The organism is Rhodococcus globerulus, from assembly GCF_019334125.1.
GTDB lineage: Bacteria > Actinomycetota > Actinomycetes > Mycobacteriales > Mycobacteriaceae > Rhodococcus_F > Rhodococcus_F globerula.
The window spans coordinates 3,967,060-3,986,364 of record NZ_CP079698.1 but is presented as its reverse complement, the minus strand read 5'-3'; the positions used below and the strand labels follow the sequence as shown (position 1 = coordinate 3,986,364).

Below are 19,305 nucleotides of genomic sequence, written 5' to 3'. Positions count from 1 at the left end.
GTTAATGGGCACCTGCTTTCAAGAATTTTCCGGTTCGGCGGTTGCCGAGGACCGGTGCTGCTTCACCCTCGCCGAATACGTACTCGCCGCCGACGAATACGGCGGTTACGGTCTCGTCGTTACGATTGACCATGCGAGAGAGGTTGTCGTACTCCACAACCGGACTCTCGGCGTAAGCCTCGAGCGAATCGTCGAGATGAGCGGGATCGATAACGACAAGGTCGGCGCGGTCACCCAATCGAAGGTGCCCCGCATCGACGTCGTACCACTCGGCAAGTTCGCCGGTGAGACGATGTACTGCTGCCTCGACCGTCATGAAGGGCCGGCCGATCTTCTGGGCGTCGTACACGCGGCGAAGTAGTCGTAGGCCGAAGTTGTAGAACGCCATATTGCGCAAATGTGCTCCGGCGTCCGAGAATCCGAGTTGTACGCCGTTGTCCTGAGCGAACTTGTCCAGTATCTCGGGGCGGTGGTTGGAAATGGTTGTGCGCCAACGAACCTTGGTTCCGTGCTCGAGCACCAGATCCAGGAACGCGTCGACCGGGTGGATGCTGCCACGCTCGACGCCGACCTGGCCGAAGGTCTTACCCACCAAAGAATCGTCTGGGCAGGACACGATTTCGGCATCGAAGAAGTCGCGGTGCCACACCTTGACGCCGAACTTCTGGTCGTAGTCCTTGCGGAATTGTCGACGGTACTCCTCGCTCTGCATCAGAACGTTGCGTTCCATCTCGTCGGTCAGATGCAGTGCCGCAGCACCGGATCCGAACTCCTCGAAGACAACCAGATCGATTCCGTCGGCATACACCTCGAAGGGCACAGGCAGATGCTGCCAGCGCAGGTCACCGCCGAGTCGATTGACCAGATGCGCCAGCGGCCCGAGAATTGCCACGGCAAACTTGTTCGACTTGATGTCTGCTGCCGAGAGCATGCTCGTTTTGAGTCGCTTACGCCAGAGGCCCACGCTGGTGAATGCCATGGCACCGGTGCTCACTGGATTGGTGGGGTCTGGTCCGGCCTGAAATACCCGTCCCCGGCGGCGCAGGATCGCGTTGAGTCGGCGTCGTTCCTTCGTGGTTGCATACGTCGACGGCAAGGTACGTGAGCGGCAGGTTTCGCCGTCAAGTTTGTCGAACAGCAGTTGCTGGCCGGACATTCCGACAAAACCAGCGTCAAGTGCCTCGGTCAAATGCGCTTCCATCGACGCGAGTTCGGCATCACTGGGATGCACGTCCTTCCGCGTTGCACGGTCCAACCCCATCTCAGCGGCTCGCATATCGGAGTGCCCGATGAAGGCTGCCACATTGGGGCCCAACGGAAGTGACTCGAGTGCGGCGATGTACTCGCGCGCGGAGTTCCAGGTCTTGGCCCTCGTGAGTGCTTCGACGACGTGTTTGCGTGGGATTGCTTCGACGCGTCCGAAGAGATCGCCTGCATCGGACGGGCTGGCGTGAATGGTAGATAGGGAACACGATCCGACAAAGATCGACGTGACCCCGTGCCGCAGGGATTCGCTCAGCGCCGGCCCTTCCAGGATCTCGACGTCGTAGTGCGTGTGAATGTCGACGATTCCCGGGATCACCCACTTTCGCCGGGCGTCGATGACTCGGGGGCAATCGGTTTCGTCGAGGGGGTCGAGCGAGATAGCGGTGACTCGCCCGTCCCGGATTCCCAGGTTGCGGATTGCCGGTTTGGCTCCGGTGCCGTCGAACCACAATCCGTTGTTGATCACGGCGTCGTAGGTCATGCGATAACCACCTTTGCGCGTATGGTTTTTCCGGTTGCGTTGCGGGGCAGAGGAGTTGTGCTCAGTTGCCACTTCACCGGCACCTTGAAGTAAGCGAGTCGTTCGGCGACATAGCTGCGTAGTTCCTCTTCCGTCGCGGCGCCTTCGTCACGCAGAACGACGACGGCAGCAACTTCCTGGCCCAGGTCTGTCGAATCAACGCCGATCACGGCGCATTCGAGCACAGCGGGATGCTCGTCGAGGCACTGTTCGATCTCGAGGGGATAGATGTTTTCGCCGCCGCGCAGGATAAGGTCGGATCTGCGCCCGGTGAGTCGAAGACGACCGTCTTCGAGAACTCCGAAGTCGCCGGTCCTGAGCCAGCGGTCGGGGGCGATGGCAGCCGCAGTGGCCGCCTCGTCGTTCCAATATCCCAACATCACATAGGGACTACGCGCACAGATTTCACCTTCCTCCCCGTCGGGAACCGCAACACCGAAGGGGTCGCGAACTTCCACGCTCACACCGATGATCGGCCGGCCGAGAGTTCCGGGAAATGCAGCAAGTTCCGGGGGCGTCGCAACCGAAATTCCGGTCGAGGATTCGGTGAGTCCGTAACTGTCCACCAGAGCGTGCTGCGCAAAAGGCAGTTGTGCCCGTAGACGTTCCTGCAAGGCCGGAGACGACGGCGCTGAAGCCAATGCAAATGCGCTCAGTGACGTCAGGTCGTACTTCTCGAGATTGCCGTGTTCGAGCAGTCGGCTTGCCATGGTGGGGACGACAGCCCAGTTGGTGACTTTCTCGCGCTGGACGAGAGAGAGAACTTCGTCGACGTCGAAGGCGCCCTGATGAATGACCACGGCGCCGCCCGTGGCCAGTCGAGGGACCGCCAGATTGTGCAGGCTTGCGATGTGGAACAGCGGCGCGGTCAACAGATAACGCAAGTCGCTCGGTCGTCCGTCGGTGGGTTGCCCGGTGAAGGCTGCAGCGAGACGGTCGCTGTAGCGGTGGTAATCGATGACCGCCAACACATTTCGGTGGGTGTGAACAGCTCCTTTGGGGCGTCCGCTGGTTCCACTCGTGTACAGGATGACGGCCGGATCGTCCTCGTCGACCGTGGTACGGGGAAGCGGTGATCCGGAGAACTTCTCGATCAGGGCCGGCAAATCCTCTTCCGTGGTGAGCACCGGAATATCGGTGCCCAACCCGGAAAGAATGTGCGCGCGCTTGGCATCGGCGATCACCACGGTAGGTGTGGTGTGTTCGATGCCGTACTTCACCTCACGTGCCACCCACCACGAGTTGAAACCGACGGCGATGGCTCCGAGCGCCTGAGCTGCCCAGAATGTGATCACCCATTCCGGTGTGTTGGCGGCAAGAATGCCCACACGATCGCCCTTGCCGACGCCGTACTGTTCGCGCAGCGCAGTGGCTAGAGCGGCAACGGCCGCACCATGTTCGAGGTAGCTGAAGCGTCGGTCCTTGGTCACCAGGTAGTCGCGTGATCCGTAGTCGACAGACGCTGCGAGTACGTCTCCCAGCGACTTGTCACGGTTCTTCATGACGGGCATCGAACTACCGAGAACGTCTTCGACGCCCATTTCGAAAGGCCCACCGGGGCCGGTCAGGCCTGCCATGACGGACGCGATGTATGCCTGTGTATCAGCGGGAGTGGTCACGTGAAGCACCTTTCGAGAATTAGGGTACGAGCACTGCGCGTCCGGTGACCTTGCCGTGCTCGAGACGATCGAGTGCGTCGCGGGCATCAGCGAGGTCGAAGCGGGCCACTTCTACCGTTACCAGACCGGCCTGCGCCAGGGCGATGGAATCGACGAGGTCGTTTCTGGTGCCGCCATACGACTTCCGGACCGATGCACCCCACGGCCAGCCAGGTCCGCCGGCAGCCTCTGCGGTGATTCCGGGGTTTCCACCACCGAGGCCGACCATTCGGTAGGCGCCGTTGGGCGCAACGGATTCGACAGACATCTGCGCCGTGGCATCAATACCGACGAAGTCGAAGACAACTTCTGCACCTCTGGCCGACGTGAGGTCCAGGATCTGTCGCGCGGTGTCCGGCCCTGATTCGAGGGTGATGTCGGCCCCACAACGCTTCGCCAGGTCCAGTTGATCCTGGCCGACATCGACGGCGATGACGCGCACGGCACTGATTGCGCGAAGTATTTGTACTGCAACGTGACCGAGGCCGCCGACTCCGATTACCACGGCGGTGGCGCCGGGCTGCAGATGCTCACGAGCGCCACGGATGGCGTGGTAGCTGGTCAGCGCTGCGTCGGCGAGTGGTGCGGCCTGGAGAAAGTCGAGATCTCCGATGGGGACAAAGGAGCGGGCCGGGATTTTCACGTACTCGGCCATGCCGCCTTCGGGACCGAGCCCGGGACAGGGAGGCATTGCGGTTCGTCCGGCAGCGAGGCACATGTTCTCGTTGCCGCTCATGCATTCTCGGCACTGTCCACAGGACCAGCACAGGTAGACGACGCCACGCTCTCCGACGGAACGGCCGTCGACGCTACTCCCGACGGCTTCGATCGTTCCGGCAATTTCGTGGCCGATTGTCAGCGGTTCTTCGCGCATCTTGTACGGAAAGTGCAGCAGGTGCAGGTCGGAGTGGCAGATTCCCGCTGCGCCCACCCGAATCAGCAGTTCCGACGGACCGATCTCGGGGATCGGCACGTCGTTGATCTCGAGGAGACCAGGCCCCATGAGCTGAGCTGCCTTCATGAACTGACCTCACTGATCTCGGAGTTGTACGCAGCGCTCAGGTAGGCGTTGCTGCGGTCGGACCCGATCAGGCCCGGTGCCATTTTGTTCATGACGTACGCGAAGGTCATCCGACGGTCCAGATCGTTGACCAGCATCGAGCCGCCGATTCCGGCCCACCAGCACGCGCGTCCGCCTGGAACGAGTGGTGCGGTATCCGGGTGCGGCAGTCCGTAGCCGATACCGAACTTGAGGGGAGTCATGATCCCGAGGTCGATGCCATCGGCTTGGACTTCGAAGATCAAGTCGATAGTGCTCTGCGAGAGCAACTTCTGGCCGTCGAGTTCACCGCCACACGAAATCAGAGATTGAACTCGTGCAATCGAACGTGCGTTTCCGTGGCCGTTGACCCCGCCGATTTCGGCTTCGCGCCAGGGCGCGGTATTGACCTCGGGGTAGTCGAGCAAGGGGCAGGTCAGGGTCTTGATGAAGATGCTGTCCTGGTCGAGCGTGGACAGATCGAATTCCAGCGCCGGCGGCGGAACAAGAGTTGCGATTCGGCCGAAATGCTCTGCGGACGTGCCGATGTGGAAGTCGGCGCCCAGCGGGCCGGCAAGCTCTTCGGCAAAGAACCTGCCGAGGGTCCGCCCGTCGATGCGTCGGATGACTTCGCTGATCAGATGTCCGTAGTTGATCGCGTGATAGCCCGACGCCGTACCTGGCGTCCACCACGGAGACTGGGTGGCGAGGCGGGCGGTAGACGTCTCGAGGTCGTAGATGTCCTTCAGTTCGATCGGGCGCTCCCAGCCCGAGACCCCCGACGTGTGCGACAGCAGGTGGCGAACTTCGATGTCTTCCTTGCCGTTTGCCGCAAACTCGGGCCAGTAGTGGGCGACCTTCTGGTAGACGTCCAGTTGTCCGCGTTCGACAAGAAGCAACGCGGACAGTGCTGCCATGGTCTTGGTGATGGAGAAGGTGTTCACGATGGTGTCGGAACCCCAAGGAGTGGTGCGGGATTCGTCGGCGTAGCCACCCCAGATGTCCACGACGGATTCTCCGTCGACGGTGATGGCGATGGAGCCGCCCAGTTCCTCGCCGGATGCCAGTTGCGCTTCGAAGGCGTTGTAGACGGCCTCGAACTCGCTGTTGCAGTGGCCATTTACCAGGCTCATATGCGATCCGCCTTCTCGAGCTCGTGCGCTGCGGCACGCGGCGCGACGGGGAGCTTGTTCCCCGAAGCCTCGGCGCGCTTGGTGCCCTTGGCGATTTCCTTGTTCATGTTGCGGACGTAGGGATCGAACTCGAGCTGAATGGTGTGGCGCGGAGACTTGTAATAGGGGGCGAGGAAGTACGCCTCGTCGGCCTTGGTGATCTCCTGCATTTCGCTGGGGGTTGGCAGTTGGTATTTACCGGTCAGGTAGGCCGCGACGAGCTTGCTCTGCTGTTCGGCGAAGTTGACGAGTGTCGGCATGGGCTGAGCCAGTCCCATGAAGAAGAGGTTGTCGATTCCGGGCTTCATCATTCGCTTGAAGAGCGGGAATCGATTGTCTTTGTCCGGCAGCAGATTCGGATCGCTGAAGAAGGGGAAGCTGATGTTGTAACCGGTTGCGCAGATGACTACGTCGACGTCCTCAGCTGTGCCGTCCGCGAAATGAACCTGCTTTCCGTCGAGTTTGGTGATCGCCGGCTTGAAGGTGATGTCGCCGGACCCGGCGCGTCCCAGGAACTCGCCACTGGCCGACGGATGGGCCTCGAAGGGGCGGTGGTCTGGCTTGGGCAGTCCGTAGCCCTCCATGGTTCCCAGGTTCTTTCCGAGGAATCGGCGACTCAGGAACAGGCGCAGACCGCGGGGCATCCAGGGCGGGGTGATCAATTTGTCTCCGGGCACTCCGCCCAGGTATTTCGGCAACACCCACACGCCGCGGCGCGCCGAGACGATGAGTTTGTCAGCGAGGTATCGCTGCCCCAGTTCGGACGCAATGTCCAAGCCGGAGTTGCCCATTCCGACCACGACGACCTTCTTGCCGCGCATGTCGATCGGATCGAACGGGTCGTTGTAGCTGTGACTGTGCATCAGGACGCCGTCGAACTCGCCCGGGTAGTCCGGGATGTTGGGGTCCCAGTGGTGGCCGTTGCAGACCATCAGTACGTCGTAGGTGCGGACTTCGCCGTCTGAGCGCGTAATGGTCCAGAGTCCGTCTGCATCACGTTCTGCTGCAACAACACTGGTGTTGAAGATGATCGACTCGCGCAAGCCGAAATGTTCGACGTAGTCCTTGAAGTACTGGAAAAGTTCGGAGTGGTGCGGGAAATCGGGTAGGTCTGCGGAGACGGGAAAGTCCTCGAATGCCAATCGCCACTTGGAGGTGTCGATGTGCAGGCTCTGGTAGCAGGCCGACATGCCGTTGGGGTTCTTGTAGTACCAGTTTCCGCCGACCTCGTCGGATGCTTCGTAGCAGTCGAAGGGTATTCCGAATTCCTTCATTCGCTTGGCCGTCGTGATTCCGGTCGGCCCGGCGCCGATGATGCAGACTCTCGGCAAATTCGTGGGGCTCATACGCCATCGCTTTCTGTTCTGATCCGGACATCGAGACGAAGAGTCGAAGCCCGGAAAGTGACTTGAGTCATAGTGCATCATTGGCTGACGTTGTGTCAATGAGTGACGCAATGTTGCTCGATGACGATGAGTCGGCGATTTGCCAGAGAGCGCAAAGTGAACGAAGGTAGTTGATGTGAGCACGGCAACGGATGGTCGAAAAGGCAAGCGGGGCACCCTGCGGGACGAGCAGAAGCGCGCGACGCGGGCCAAACTCGTGGACGCTGCTCGCATTTTGTTCGAAGAACGCGGGTACGCGGCAGTAACGGTCGACGACATCGCCTCGGCTGTCGGATGCAGTAGAGCCACGTTTTACGTGCATTTCCCCAGCAAGGTGGCGATGCTGAAGACCATCGGGGAAGCCGGTATGGCCGCCAGTGCGTTCACTTTCTACATTGATCTCGACCGTGTGCTCGACACACATTCGCGCGCGGAATTCACCGCGTGGTTGGAGCGGGCATTCGACTGGTTCGACGAGAACAAGAGGCTGCTGCCGGCGTGGGACGAGGCGGTAGCACTCGAGCCGGAATTCCGGATCACTGCGCGTGACGGGATGACACAGCTGCCGAATGCGATGCCGAAATATCTCGAGCGGTGGCCGTCCGATCAGCGCGACGAGGCTCGGCTGCGCGTCGAACTGCTGGTCAGCCAACTCGAGCGCTTCTTCACCCGCTGGGCGGTTCAGGGAACCATCGACGTGACCCGGGTTCAGGCAGCGGAGGTCCTGACCGATATCTGGTTCCCAGCCTTGTTGCCGGGGTCGAAGAGTCGCGACGAGCAGTAGACGAGCAGTAGTGGCCTGTCGCTAGTTCGGGTCGATCTCCACTCTGATTGTGCCGGTGAGAAGTTCTCCGGCTGGGCTCGGCGCTTCTCGGCCTGGATCGGATTGTTCGTCACGGAAGCCGCCTGAAGCGGCCTTGAACATTGTCGTGAAGAGTTGGACCGGCGGACAGGAGAAGGTGCACAAGTTCGGCTTGGCGGTGCGTGCCGGTCTTGTCGAAGATGTGCTGAAGGTGGGTCCTGACTGTGGTGATCGAGACGGAGAAATTCTCGGCAATCAGCTCCATCCTGTCGCCCTGTGCTAGGCGCAGGGCGACTTCCGACTCGGTGCCGGTGAGTGCGTACAACTCGCGCAATGCGGTTGTGTCCAAATCGGTTTCGCGATCCGGGTCGTCGATCACGATGAGTGCGGCGGCTCGCGCTTCGCCCAGTCCGACCGTGCCGATTCCGGCGATGTCCGCGGCGAGAGGAACTACATGAACGGCATAGTCGCAGCGCCCGGAAAGGCGAGGGCAGGAAAGTGTGCCGCCGCGAGGAACCCGGTTATCGTGTGAGTCCGTCGCGAGGTACATGAGGTCTCGGAGTTTTCGATCGGTACGAGCGAACGACGCTCCAATGGACCCATGCTGACCGAGATGTAGGCCGTCACCGGAAGCGAGGATTGTCTCAGCTCTGGAGTTGAGCCGCATAATCCGACCATCCAGTCCGATGATCACGATACCGCGCTCGACCTGCTCGAGTGCGGTAGAGAGAGCGCATTCGCCCTGCTTGAGGTGTACGAGTTTCGCTTCGGTGTGAATCGCCTGTTGGAGGTGCGGAACCAACCGCCTGATCAGTCTGAGTCGATCAGGGGTTCCGAACGGCTCCGAGTCCCTGGATGCGGCAATCCCCAGCCATGCACTGGAATTGCCTCCGGTCAGACGGACGAACAGGCCATCGCCGAAGCGGTTGGGGCGGCACCAGTCGGCATAGAACTCCGTGTTCGTGTTGGGGAGGATCAGTTCGGTCCCCGTGTGGATATGGCCGATCGGAGACTTCTCCACGGCTTCTGCCACATAGTCGAGCCGACCGTAATAGGCGTTGTAGGTCGATAGCGCGGAAGGATCTTTACCTATCTGCTTTACCATCACGTCGGATTTCCGGTTGGTCGGTCCCGAGGTCAGCAGGCCGCAACCGACACCGTCGAAGGCTCGCACAAAATCGGCAAGCGTCGAATTCCAGTGTTCAGGATCGACGGCCGATGCGTAGATCGCGGCCACGAGCCGGGAGAATTCGTCAACTGTGATCATCGACCACCCCTGTGGGGTCAGGTGTGCGGCGTCGCGCGTGTCCATTCGATTATCGCGGATCTCATCTGTTTGCACGAGGACAAAGCCGACAGCGAGTGATGTGCTGGTGGTGGATCCCGAACCCGGATTCGATCACGATGCCCGACCGGGGGCGCTGACAGATCAACCTGCGACCCGAAACTCCAAGGAGATCACGATCACTCTCCTGGTCGAGTCAGTCGAAACCGCTCCGCACACTCCGAGCTAGGCAGGTTGAAATGAATAGTCCAAGTCCAGCACTATCAGGGCCACTCATGGATCAGTGCGATGTTTGCATCGTCGGCGCCGGGATCGCGGGACTGAATGCTGCAGCGGTCGCTTCACAGTATCTATCGCGCGACCACAAGATCATTCTCATCGACCGACGCCACCGGCCCGGCGGGATGTGGAGCGACACCTACCCTTACATTCGGTTGCACCAGCCCCACCCACTGTTCACCGCCGGAAACATCAAGTGGACCTTGGGCCAAGAGAGATCGTATTTGGCGACCAAGCCCGAGGTTCTGGATCACTTCACGCATTGCCTCGACGTCATCAAGAAACGCGTTCAGGTCATCGAGTACTTCGGGTGGACAGTCGATTCCCACGCTGAGTCGGCGGATGGCAATCGCATCACTGCGCAATCGGAAACAGGACAACGCCTTGCGATCGCCGCAACGCGCGTCATCAAAGCGAGGGGCTTCGGGGTCAACCCAAACGAACCGCTGTCGGTATCGAGTGAACAGATCCACTCTGTATCGCCGGATTTCTTCGACATCCGAAGCGAGGAGATGCATGCAAGCGATACGCCGATCTGGATCGTCGGCGGCGGAAAAACGGCAATGGATACCGCCTACGCAGCGGTAACCGAATACCCGGGGAGGGAAGTCAACGTCATCGCCGGGGCCGGAACGTACTTCATCAACAGGGACGACATGTTTCCCAACGGTGCCCGACGATTGTGGAAGGGAACGCTACCAACCCGCATGTTCAATGAGATCGCGCTTCGATTCGATGGCACAAACGAGGATGAGGTCAGGGACTGGTTTCAGGCAACCCACGGACTGGAACCGATCCAGCCATCACGACGATTCTTCAACGGACTGCTCTCGGAATCGGAAGCCGCGACGATCTCGTCCGGACTTAACACTGTCGACATGGAGTACTTTGACGACGCGATCGACCAGCCCGACGGACTCGAAATCCTATATCGCAGTGGAGAAACGAGGATCATACAGCCCGGGAGCTGGCTGGTGAACTGCTCGGGTTATCTTCTCCGAACTGACACTGAATACGAACCCTATATTTCGACTTACGGTACGACATTGTCGATCAATACGCGGTCAGTGACGATTGGATTCTCATCGTTCGCCAGCTACTTTCTGACCCACCTGTTGTTCCTCGGCAAGCTCGACGAGACACCACTCTACGAGCTCGATGGTGAAGATCTGGCCCGCAAGTCCAGAGAGACCTTGATCTGGACAGCACTTACGCTTGGTCAGTACAACCTCAGCCTCATCTTCGACGCCGTCCCGAACAAGGTCTTCCTGAACTGTGGTCTCAACTTCGATCGTTGGTATCCCATTCCGCGCAGGATGCTTGAAACTCTCCGATTCATGCGGACGCATCACAATGACCGGGAACACCATCGGCAGACACTTGGCGCCGTTCGTGAGCGCTTTGACGTCAGATGCGGACCACTTTGATATCCGAGCACGTCGTAGTCGCGGTTCACCGATAGAACTTCGGGCGTCAGGATGCTGCAGAAATGCTGCTCATGACGTCCTCCCAGACGTCCATGACCGCTGATTCGGTTGGGGGGCGGTTCGTATCGCTTCGAAGGCGAGGCGATCGGAGGCCGGGTCAGGTAGGTGGTGTGGGAACTGGACCCGTGGGTGTCGAACACCGTGCTCGGCGACCACCTCGCGCAACGCGTCGTCGACGTCCTTTGCCATCCGGGTGGCGTCGCCGCAGACGTACACGTGGGCGCCCTTTTCTAGCCAGGCAAACAACTCCCGGCCCTGCTCGCGCATACGAGTCTCGACGTAGATCTTCTCGGACTGATCACGCGAGAGGGCCAGATCCAGGCGCGTCAGTACGCCGTCGCGGGTCAGTCCGTTCAGTTCGTCCTCGTAGATGAAGTCACTCGACTGATGCTGATCACCGAAGAAGTACTCGAACAGCGCCCGCGCTGCGGGGGAGATGCCGCCTGCCTGGGAAAACGACACCTGGTTGCCCGGCAATGGTTCGTCTGGGCAGATATGACGGCATGTATCCGTCAGGGCAGGGCGTCGCTGCTTCGCTGAAGCGACACCCGAATGGGATCAGATTACTGAGTGAAGCCTTAGTCAAGCTTCATCGATGTGAAATTCATCGTTGCAGGTCAGAGGGTTGCTTTGTAGGCCAGTGAGTAGGCGATCTTGCCCGGCTTGTCGTCTGTGTACGGCTTCGACAGCTTGGCGAACTCGCCCTTCGATTCCGCTTTCCCGTCATTCCAGGCGGTCAGTACGCCAAGATCGGTGGCGGTGAAACCGCTGTCGACGACGGCATTACCGGGCAATGTGGTCTGAGCCTGTGACACAGCCTTGACGGTGCTGAGGTAGCTGGTGAGATCGTTGTTGTTCCAGCCGCTCAGATCGACCGGCGAGGCGTCGCGAACCCAGGCACCCCAGTAGAACTCCTGGAACGGGATCGAGCCGGGCGCAAAGCCGATGTCGCGGGCGAAGTACAGAAGGCTGCGGTACTTGTCGTCGGCGAAGTTGGCCAGGCCGACGCCCTTAGGCAATGACTGCACCGAAACCTGGTTGCCGTCGACGTCGCGCGTCCACACCCACTTGTTCTTCTCCATCTCGGCCCAGAATGCCGACTCGCTCAGGTTGCTGAGGTTGCCGAGCACTCGCAGTCGAACGTGCATGTCAGGGCCGCCGTCCGGCGTTTCGTAGAACGACGTGAGGGTGTGGTGTCCGTCGGTGAGATAGAGCTCGCCGCGTGGCCCGACCACAACTGTCTTCATGGGCGCGATGCTCTCGGCGGTTTCCGAGCCGACCGGTTGTGCGCAGGTGAAGGATGCCGGATCCTTCAGTGATGATGTCTCCGAGGCTGTTTCGGCCTCAATTTGACCGTTGGCTTCGCACCAGTCGTCGAACTTCTTGTTGATCTCGTCTTTGCCGAGTGTGTATCGACCGAGTTTGTAGTACACCTCGTCGTATCCGAGGGAAGGCTGCGTGGCGTGTACGTCGCCGATGCGTACGTCGAGAAGGTCACCTTCCTGCGCACACAGGTACTCCGAACCGCCGGCCGAGCCGGAGAATGAACCAGTCGAGATACCGCCACACGCGAGCGGAGCGGCGACGGCGGGTGTGCCGGCCAATGTTCCGGCGCCGAGAAGCGCCAGCGTAGTGATAGCCGAGATAGCGGAACGACGCATATAGGGAAGTCTCCTGAGGATGTGGTCACACGTGAAGAAGCTTGCGCCACAATCGCTCAGAAGTGTTTCGGGCATACTGCCAACAGACGACTGCGCGGTGGCCGCGACGTGAATTCACGTAGCGGCCACCGCGCGGTCTGCTGGTAAGTGATCAGCTCTTGTAGTTGTAGAAGCCCTCGCCGACTGCGACGCCGAGCTTGCCTTCGTCGATGTAGTTCTTCTTGATGTAGTCAGCGAATTCGCGCTGCTTCTCGCCGCCCTGGGAGGAAATGTTGTAGACGGTGGTCAGCCCGACGACATCCATGATCTGGAAGGGCCCGAACGGCGCCCCGGTGCCGATACGCCACGTCTTGTCGACCATGTCGGGATCGGCAATGCCGTCGATCAGTAGGTCGGAGGCAGCATTGAGGAGCGGGACCAGGAGGGAGTTGAGTACGTAACCTGCCTTCTCCTTCTTGAGCTCGATCGGCACCATGCCGATGTTCTTCGCGAACTCGACGACCTCTCGGTACACGGCGGGGTCGGTGGACTCGGTGCCCATGACCTCGGCAGTGTTGTTGACCCACACGTGATTTGCGAAGTGCAGAGCCAGGAACTTCTCGGGGCGACCAGTGAACTCCTTGAGATCGCTCGGCAGGAGCGTCGAGGAGTTGGTCGCAAATACCGTGTGTTCCGGAGCTACTGCAGCGAGCTTCTCGTACGTATCGCGCTTGATGCCGATGTCTTCGGGAATTGCCTCGATGACCAGATCGGCCTTGGCCACGGCTTCGGTGAGATCGTGCGAGTACGTAATACGTTGCAGCGCTTCGTCAGCCTTGCCTTCGGCAGCACCCTTGACGTTCTCCGCCTTGTAGGCGGCGGCCAACGATGCAAACCGGGCCTTGGCCTTGTCGATGACCTCCGCGTTGATGTCGTACGCGACCACGTCGAATCCGTGGTACGCGGTCTGATAGGCGATCTGCGAGCCGAGAACCCCGGTACCCAGAACGGTGATCTGCTTCAGTTCAGACATTGTGATCCTCAATCCTTTTCGGTGGGTAGTCCGGCAAGCGTCAATCGGACCTGTGCGGCAACGATGTTCGTGAGTTCGTCAGCCGTGATCCGGTCCAATGCCGCGCGGGCTATCTCGAAGTGCAGCACGTTCGAAATTGTTCGAGCTGCGGTGGTGGTGTGGGCGGTGTGGTCGGGATGAGCCTCGGCCAAGATCGCTGCAATCCGCGCTTGTAGGCGCTGCGACAGTTCCAGGCCTTCGGCCCGGAAACATTCGGTCGGCTCGCCGAACAACACTTCTCGTTGATAGATGCCGGTGTTCTCGTCGTTTCGGCGGCTGGCGATCAGCAGCGGTGAAACAAGCTCGAGTACACGGGTTTCCGTGTCCGTCGACTTGGCTTCACGTTCTTCTCCCAGTTCGATCTGCTTCCGGAACTCCGCGTTGTAGACCATGAGCAGTAGCTCGGCTTTGCTTGCGGCGTAACGAAAGAGAGTGCCGCCGGCTACATCGGCGCGGTCGGCGATTTCTTGTGTTGTGACCGCGCTGTAGCCCTTTTCTGCGAACAGTTCGGCTGCGGCTTCAAAGATGCGTGTCTGTTTCTCGAGTTTGTTGCGTTCGCGACGACCCAACTCGTGGTCTGTCTTCGTCATCCCGCTCACCTCGTTTCATTTCGGATCACGCTCATAAATGAGTCTACTCCGAAATGTTTCGAGTGGTTGTCTACCTCGTCACATCACTGCAGGCCGGCAACCCATCGCGCAAAGATGTCGCTGAAAACATCGTCCTCACACGCGTGCGCGGTGTCCGGGAAAGCGCAGTCCGGGAATCCCGAGACAATGTCGGTCAAGTCCACCCCGCAACATTGCGCCAGAAGTCCACGCAGCAGATCGGCCACCGACCACTTTTCGGCAGCGGAGGCCAGGACACCTTCGTCCTCGTAGATGTTCACGAGATCGCCGTGATGCCAGGACATCTCCTCTGCGACTAGGGCATCGGGGTTGAATTCCATCGCGCGGTCGAGTGCTTCGCGCAGCATGGAGTGCGGATCTTCCTGTCCACGAAGGAGAATCGCGATATCGGCCGGTGCTTTCTGCATGATGAACATCCAGGGTTTGCCGTCTGGAAAGGTTCCGCCGAATCCGGCGACGTGAAACGGCAGATGGCTACTCAGGAAGTCGGCTTCGACGTCGACGTGCTGATCGTCGCCGAGGTGAATGAAGTGACCCGACGCGATCTCTTCACTCTTCGCTTCGTCGGCCCACGTGTTGTTCCACAGATCCGTCATCCGACTGCCGTCGGGGAAATCGAGAAGTTCGAACAGGAATCCCATGGCTACGCCTCCCCGTCGAAATGCGAGCTCGTCCGACCACTGAGTCGGCTCACCGATTGAGCTGAGGTAGCGAGGACGACTCTGCTTGTCTCGAAGCCCATTTCATCGCGTTCGGAGTCCGATCCGGTCGCGTCTCCGGCAAGCGAGAATTCGAGTTCGACGCGCTGATCGGTGCTGGAGCGGACGGAGATCGTCAAGCCGAGGGTCTCGTCACTGAAAGTTGGCAGTGACAACTCCGGGTGGAAGTCGGCCGCGGCGTGGAAGAAGAATGTCGACAGCCGTTCCACGAACCCGTCGTCGGCACGTCGGCTGAGGTATTGGTTGTATTCGTCGGGGCTGAGCAATCCTACGTCGAACACCAGGATCGGGGCCGCTGTGTCGAGCACCCGAGCCGGAACAGCGTGGCTGCGTAGGAAAACCGCGGCACCGCCATAGCCGGGTAAGCGAAAACCTTCACGCATGTGGTGTGCTCCCGTCGACGCGATGTCCTACACACGGTAGGCCACCGGGCCGACAAGTGCTTTAGCTGTGCTCGTCATGGGCAGGCCGGTGTCACCAATTTGTAGATCTGCTCGGCTTGAGTCTGCGTCGCTTCCGTGCCGTCGTTCGCGGCGAGATCCCGGATCTCCTTGGTGACCTCTTGCTCGGTCGCACCGTCGGCGATGGCGTTGCACGAGCTGAACACAATTTCCTGGATGCTTTCGTCGTCGCGATCCTGAGAGAGATCCGCGTAGGCGGTGCGGAAGGCCACAACAAATGCTGCCAGTTTTGCCTGGTCGATCATTCCCAGATCGGCGGTGGAGGTGACGGAGCTGATTTGAACGGTCGTAGATTCGGCAGTGTTGCTGGTTCTGGTTGCCGTCTCTGTGTTTGTGTCGTCATTGCCACAGGCGGGTAGGGACACGAGGGCGCCCGCGACGATGAGTGCTGCGATCATTCGTTTCATGAGTTCTCCACCCGTCGGCCGTTCTCGCTGCATATCCCGCACATCGGAGAGCGAAACATGCTGCCTGACGAGTCGTCGAATTATTCTGGTGGACAATGTTTTTGGAAAGTCGATGTTCGCCGACGGCTGCTCGGATGGCAGGATCGATCCATGAGTGCTTACTTGTTTCCTCCGGTTGATCCGTACGAATCAGGGATGCTCGACACCTCGGACGGGCAAACCTTGTACTGGGAGAGCGTCGGGATATCTACGGGTGTTCCGGTTCTGTATCTCCACGGTGGGCCGGGTTCGGGGTGCACGCTCGGCGCCAGACGGTTCTTCGACCCCGATATTTTCCGCGCAGTCCTGTTCGATCAACGTGGGTGTGGGCGTAGCCGCCCGCTGGCGGACGGGCCCGACGTCGATCTCACGGTGAACACAACGGCCCACATCCTCGACGATATCGAGCGCCTGCGCGAGTATCTCGGTATCGAACGATGGATCGTCACCGGTCTTTCCTGGGGCGTCAGTTTGGGGCTGGTGTACGCGCAGGCCTTTCCCGAGCGTGTGATCGCGATGGTGTTGGGTGCGATCACCGGTGGCACCAACACCGAAATCGAGTGGATCACCCGCGCCATGGGCAGAGTGTTCCCTCGCGAGTGGGAGGAGTTCATCGAGCCGGTGCCGATGGATGAACGTGACGGAAACCTTCCGGCGGCGTACGCGCGGTTGCTTGCGGATCCGAATCCTGTTGTGCAGGAAAATGCTGCGCTTCAGTGGTGCCGGTGGGAAGACGTACATGTATCGCTGATGCCAGGGTGGACTCCGAGTAAGCGATACGAAAATCCGGACTTCCGGCGGGTGTTCACCCGATTGGTGACGCACTTCTGGAGCCACGATTGCTTCCTCGTGCCCAATCAGATCATGGACGGAATGCATCGTCTCGCAGAGATACCGGCGATCCTCGTACACGGGCGATACGACGTCTCCGGCCCGCTCGACACTGCCTGGGCGATTCACAAAAGCTGGCCGGGTAGTGAATTGGTAGTGCGAGGCGACGCCGGTCACGGCGGCGGTGGATTCAACGAGGCAATAGTGGAAGCGCTGAATGCGGTTGGCCGCTCCGCGTAGGGCACGTCATTTCCGGGCAGGTAATTTCCACTGAAGCCCGCTCGGGCAATAGTGTTCTCGGTTGTGGTGCTCAGTACGCGTTTCCCCGGTAGTAAGACCTTCGCGAAGGTTCGCGTTCTACCGCCAGTTGTGAAGCTACTGCTTCTGTCGATGGTGTTGTTCAACATCGGGTTCTACCTCGTTGTGCCCTTTCTCGCGGTACATCTCTCGGAAGATCTTGGCTTTGCGGCATGGATTGTCGGCCTGGTTCTCGGGCTACGCATGTTCAGTCAGCAGGGCATGTTCTTCATCGGCGGAAGCCTCGCCGACCGATTCGGTAAGCGTCCGATCATTCTGTTGGGCATCGCCGTTCGAGTAGTCGGTTTTTTGATGCTCGGATTGGCCGAGAGTATGGCCGCCGTGATTGTCGGAGTACTCCTGGTGGGATTTGCCGCTGCGCTCTTTGCTCCGGCGGTGGAGTCGGCCAACGCTGAATACGGTCGCGAACTCGAGTCCTCGGGCATCATGCGTCGTACCGATTTGTTTGCAGTGGAACAGATGTGCAGCCGACTGGGAACTGTGATCGGTCCGGCGCTCGGTGCTGCTCTGCTGGTGTTTCCGTTCTCGTGGACGGCGTCGGCGGCAGCTCTGTTGTTCGTGATTATGTGGGTGGGGTTCTTCGTCTGGTTTCCCCGTCCGGGCGACGCGCACGAGGATCCGGTGTCGACTTATACGCTGCGCGACGTGTGGCGAAGTGTGTTGACCAACAATAGCTTCCTGATCTTCGCCACCCTGTGCAGCTTTCAGTTGGTTGCCTACAGCCAGCTGTACCTGATGCTTCCCGAACAACTCGAGCGCGGAATCGGGTCCCAGTCTGCGCTCGGTTGGTTTTACGTGGGCGCGGCGGTACTGGTGATAGTGGGGCAGGGGCCGACAGTTGCAGTGGCTCACCGCATTGGTCATCGCCGAGCGATCGCCTTCGGGCTGGTGCTGATTTCCGGTTCGTTCCTGGTGCCACTGGCTACCGGTGTGAGTACCGAGGCGTCGGCGTCGACGCAGATAGTCGGGCTGGCGCTCTGGATCGGACTGCTCCACTTGGGTCAGATGCTGATGGTGCCACCGATGCGCGACACCATCGCGATCCTCGGCCGTGAAAGCAATCTCGGGGCGCACTTCGGCATGCTCAACACGATCGGAGGGCTGCTTGCGCTGCTGGGAACGGTGGGAGTCGGCTTTGTGTACGACCTCGTCGACAACGGCCACGCAGCGCCGGCGTCACCGTGGGTGATCGTTTCGGTCTGTGTGGCCGTGTCAGCTGTGGCGTTGTGGGTGTGGTCAGGTCGAACGAAGGCTATCGAGCCGCGATCGTCTGATTGATCTTCGCGACGAAGTCTTCCAGGACAAACGGAATGGTGAGTGGATTCGGCATGGACACCGCATCACTGACGATGGGGTCCAAGCTGATCAGGCCACCGGACTTCACGACGTTCAAATTGGTGAACGCAGCCTGCGTCTCCATCTCGGGGCGAGCCTTCTCGTAGTTGTCGAAGAGTAGGTAGTCGCATTCGAGAAGGTCGTAGTTCTCGGCGGAGATCTCGTAGTTCAGCTTGCCCGCAAATCGCTCCTTCAGTGCGGCAGGCGCCGTGAACCCCAACTGAGTAAGCAGCTGCGCCCGTGCGGCCTCGGGGCTGAATGCGCGCAGATTGCCGTCGCTCCACCGAATGACGAGTGCTGCTGTCTTGCCTTCGAACTGAGGGTTCTCGGCGCGAGTGCGAGTGATCAGATCCTGGACGTCCTGCACCTCTTGCTTGGCCTGTGCGGGAACGCCCACGGCAGTACCGATACGGGTTGTCACTTCCTGCCAGGGCAGAACCCAATCGGTCTGATCGGCAGCGTGCAGCACCGTAGGTGCGATTGCACTGAGCTGCTTGTACAGGTCTTCGTCGATCGCGTTGTTGACCGCGATGATCAAGTCCGGAGCCGCAGCGATAATCGTCTCGATATCGAACTCGGTGGTGGCGTTGGCCAATGGTGTCGGCTCAGCGCCCTGAACGGCCGAGTCGGCCCAGACACCGATTCCGTCGTCGGTTGAGCCCTTCCACACCGGGACCAGGACGGGCGTCAGCCCGAGGGAAAGTAGGACATCGGCGTCACCGATACCGACAGCTGCGATACGACTGGGGGCCTGCTCGATTGTGGTGGACCCGAATTTGTGATCGATCGTGACAGGGAAGGCGCCCGGTTCGGCGTGGCCGCCCTCGGCGCTCGTAGTGGACTCGTCATTCGCACTGTCACCGCAGGCAGCAAGGACAAAACCTGCTGCAGTGGCGAAGGTGACCGACAACATGGCACGGCGGCTCAACATGGGATTCACAGCAATCTCGTCCTTCAGTTA

The 19,305-nt window shown here is 60.1% G+C and carries 17 protein-coding genes and 1 pseudogene; 4 read left to right on the top strand and 14 right to left on the bottom strand.

The window, feature by feature from the left end:
• Nucleotide 1: 1 nt before the first annotated feature.
• From KYT97_RS18140 to KYT97_RS18120, 5 genes are read right to left on the bottom strand one after another with little or no spacing between them, the layout of a single operon-like run.
• Nucleotides 2–1,747: an N-acyl-D-amino-acid deacylase family protein gene (locus KYT97_RS18140; RefSeq protein WP_092804749.1), complete on the bottom strand. Its 1,746-nt coding sequence runs from the start codon at nucleotides 1,745–1,747 to the stop codon at nucleotides 2–4.
• Entirely contained in the window at nucleotides 1,744–3,405 is a 1,662-nt protein-coding gene (gene casG / locus KYT97_RS18135; protein ID WP_219110379.1) for a steroid-24-oyl-CoA synthetase, read from the bottom strand. The genes KYT97_RS18140 and casG overlap by 4 nt, the downstream gene beginning before the upstream one ends.
• 19 nt (nucleotides 3,406–3,424) lie before the next feature.
• Complete coding sequence (locus KYT97_RS18130) at nucleotides 3,425–4,465, bottom strand: NAD(P)-dependent alcohol dehydrogenase (RefSeq protein ID WP_219110378.1); 1,041 nt, start codon at nucleotides 4,463–4,465, stop codon at nucleotides 3,425–3,427.
• A complete protein-coding gene (locus KYT97_RS18125) occupies nucleotides 4,462–5,616 on the bottom strand; it encodes a serine hydrolase domain-containing protein (protein ID WP_141486866.1) in 1,155 nt (384 codons plus the stop codon). The genes KYT97_RS18130 and KYT97_RS18125 overlap by 4 nt, the downstream gene beginning before the upstream one ends.
• The gene (locus tag KYT97_RS18120) at nucleotides 5,613–7,001 is read right to left on the bottom strand and encodes a flavin-containing monooxygenase (protein ID WP_141486865.1); all 1,389 of its coding nucleotides are present in this window, start codon (nucleotides 6,999–7,001) and stop codon (nucleotides 5,613–5,615) included. The genes KYT97_RS18125 and KYT97_RS18120 overlap by 4 nt, the downstream gene beginning before the upstream one ends.
• A 175-nt stretch (nucleotides 7,002–7,176) precedes the next feature.
• On the opposite strand from KYT97_RS18120, the gene KYT97_RS18115 reads away from it, so the two are divergent.
• A complete protein-coding gene (locus tag KYT97_RS18115) occupies nucleotides 7,177–7,824 on the top strand; it encodes a TetR/AcrR family transcriptional regulator (protein ID WP_045065624.1) in 648 nt (215 codons plus the stop codon).
• Nucleotides 7,825–7,933: 109 nt separating this feature from the next.
• Here the strand turns inward: KYT97_RS18115 and KYT97_RS18110 are convergent, their stop codons facing one another.
• Entirely contained in the window at nucleotides 7,934–9,109 is a 1,176-nt protein-coding gene (locus KYT97_RS18110) for a helix-turn-helix transcriptional regulator (RefSeq protein WP_219110377.1), read from the bottom strand.
• 257 nt (nucleotides 9,110–9,366) lie between these two features.
• On the opposite strand from KYT97_RS18110, the gene KYT97_RS18105 reads away from it, so the two are divergent.
• The gene (locus KYT97_RS18105) at nucleotides 9,367–10,833 is read left to right on the top strand and encodes an FAD-dependent oxidoreductase (RefSeq protein ID WP_342393890.1); all 1,467 of its coding nucleotides are present in this window, start codon (nucleotides 9,367–9,369) and stop codon (nucleotides 10,831–10,833) included.
• Between the two features lie 198 nt (nucleotides 10,834–11,031).
• Here KYT97_RS18105 and KYT97_RS18100 read toward each other — a convergent pair.
• The 7 genes and pseudogenes from KYT97_RS18100 to KYT97_RS18070 form a co-directional block, all read right to left on the bottom strand.
• Nucleotides 11,032–11,298, bottom strand: a pseudogene (locus KYT97_RS18100) (sulfite reductase subunit alpha); the annotation flags it as partial.
• A 212-nt stretch (nucleotides 11,299–11,510) separates the two neighbouring features.
• The gene (locus tag KYT97_RS18095) at nucleotides 11,511–12,554 is read right to left on the bottom strand and encodes a ParB/Srx family N-terminal domain-containing protein (protein ID WP_219110375.1); all 1,044 of its coding nucleotides are present in this window, start codon (nucleotides 12,552–12,554) and stop codon (nucleotides 11,511–11,513) included.
• A gap of 151 nt (nucleotides 12,555–12,705) precedes the next feature.
• Entirely contained in the window at nucleotides 12,706–13,566 is an 861-nt protein-coding gene (locus tag KYT97_RS18090) for a 3-hydroxyacyl-CoA dehydrogenase (RefSeq protein WP_219110374.1), read from the bottom strand.
• 8 nt (nucleotides 13,567–13,574) lie between these two features.
• A complete protein-coding gene (locus tag KYT97_RS18085; RefSeq protein ID WP_219110373.1) occupies nucleotides 13,575–14,195 on the bottom strand; it encodes a TetR/AcrR family transcriptional regulator in 621 nt (206 codons plus the stop codon).
• A gap of 83 nt (nucleotides 14,196–14,278) precedes the next feature.
• Nucleotides 14,279–14,875: a hypothetical protein gene (locus KYT97_RS18080; RefSeq protein WP_033233724.1), complete on the bottom strand. Its 597-nt coding sequence runs from the start codon at nucleotides 14,873–14,875 to the stop codon at nucleotides 14,279–14,281.
• Between the two features lie 2 nt (nucleotides 14,876–14,877).
• The gene (locus tag KYT97_RS18075) at nucleotides 14,878–15,336 is read right to left on the bottom strand and encodes a hypothetical protein (RefSeq protein ID WP_033233723.1); all 459 of its coding nucleotides are present in this window, start codon (nucleotides 15,334–15,336) and stop codon (nucleotides 14,878–14,880) included.
• A 74-nt stretch (nucleotides 15,337–15,410) separates the two neighbouring features.
• Nucleotides 15,411–15,821, bottom strand: coding sequence for a hypothetical protein (locus KYT97_RS18070; protein ID WP_033233722.1), 411 nt, complete (start codon nucleotides 15,819–15,821; stop codon nucleotides 15,411–15,413).
• Between the two features lie 150 nt (nucleotides 15,822–15,971).
• Between KYT97_RS18070 and pip the strand changes: the two genes are divergently transcribed.
• Nucleotides 15,972–16,931, top strand: a complete 960-nt coding sequence (gene pip, locus KYT97_RS18065; protein WP_219110372.1) for a prolyl aminopeptidase — start codon at nucleotides 15,972–15,974, stop codon at nucleotides 16,929–16,931.
• Between the two features lie 63 nt (nucleotides 16,932–16,994).
• Nucleotides 16,995–18,287, top strand: a complete 1,293-nt coding sequence (locus KYT97_RS18060; RefSeq protein ID WP_219110371.1) for an MFS transporter — start codon at nucleotides 16,995–16,997, stop codon at nucleotides 18,285–18,287.
• Here the strand turns inward: KYT97_RS18060 and KYT97_RS18055 are convergent.
• The gene (locus KYT97_RS18055) at nucleotides 18,262–19,275 is read right to left on the bottom strand and encodes an ABC transporter substrate-binding protein (RefSeq protein WP_239654691.1); all 1,014 of its coding nucleotides are present in this window, start codon (nucleotides 19,273–19,275) and stop codon (nucleotides 18,262–18,264) included. The two genes, KYT97_RS18060 and KYT97_RS18055, sit on opposite strands and share 26 nt — an antisense overlap.
• Between the last annotated feature and the right edge of the window lie 30 nt (nucleotides 19,276–19,305).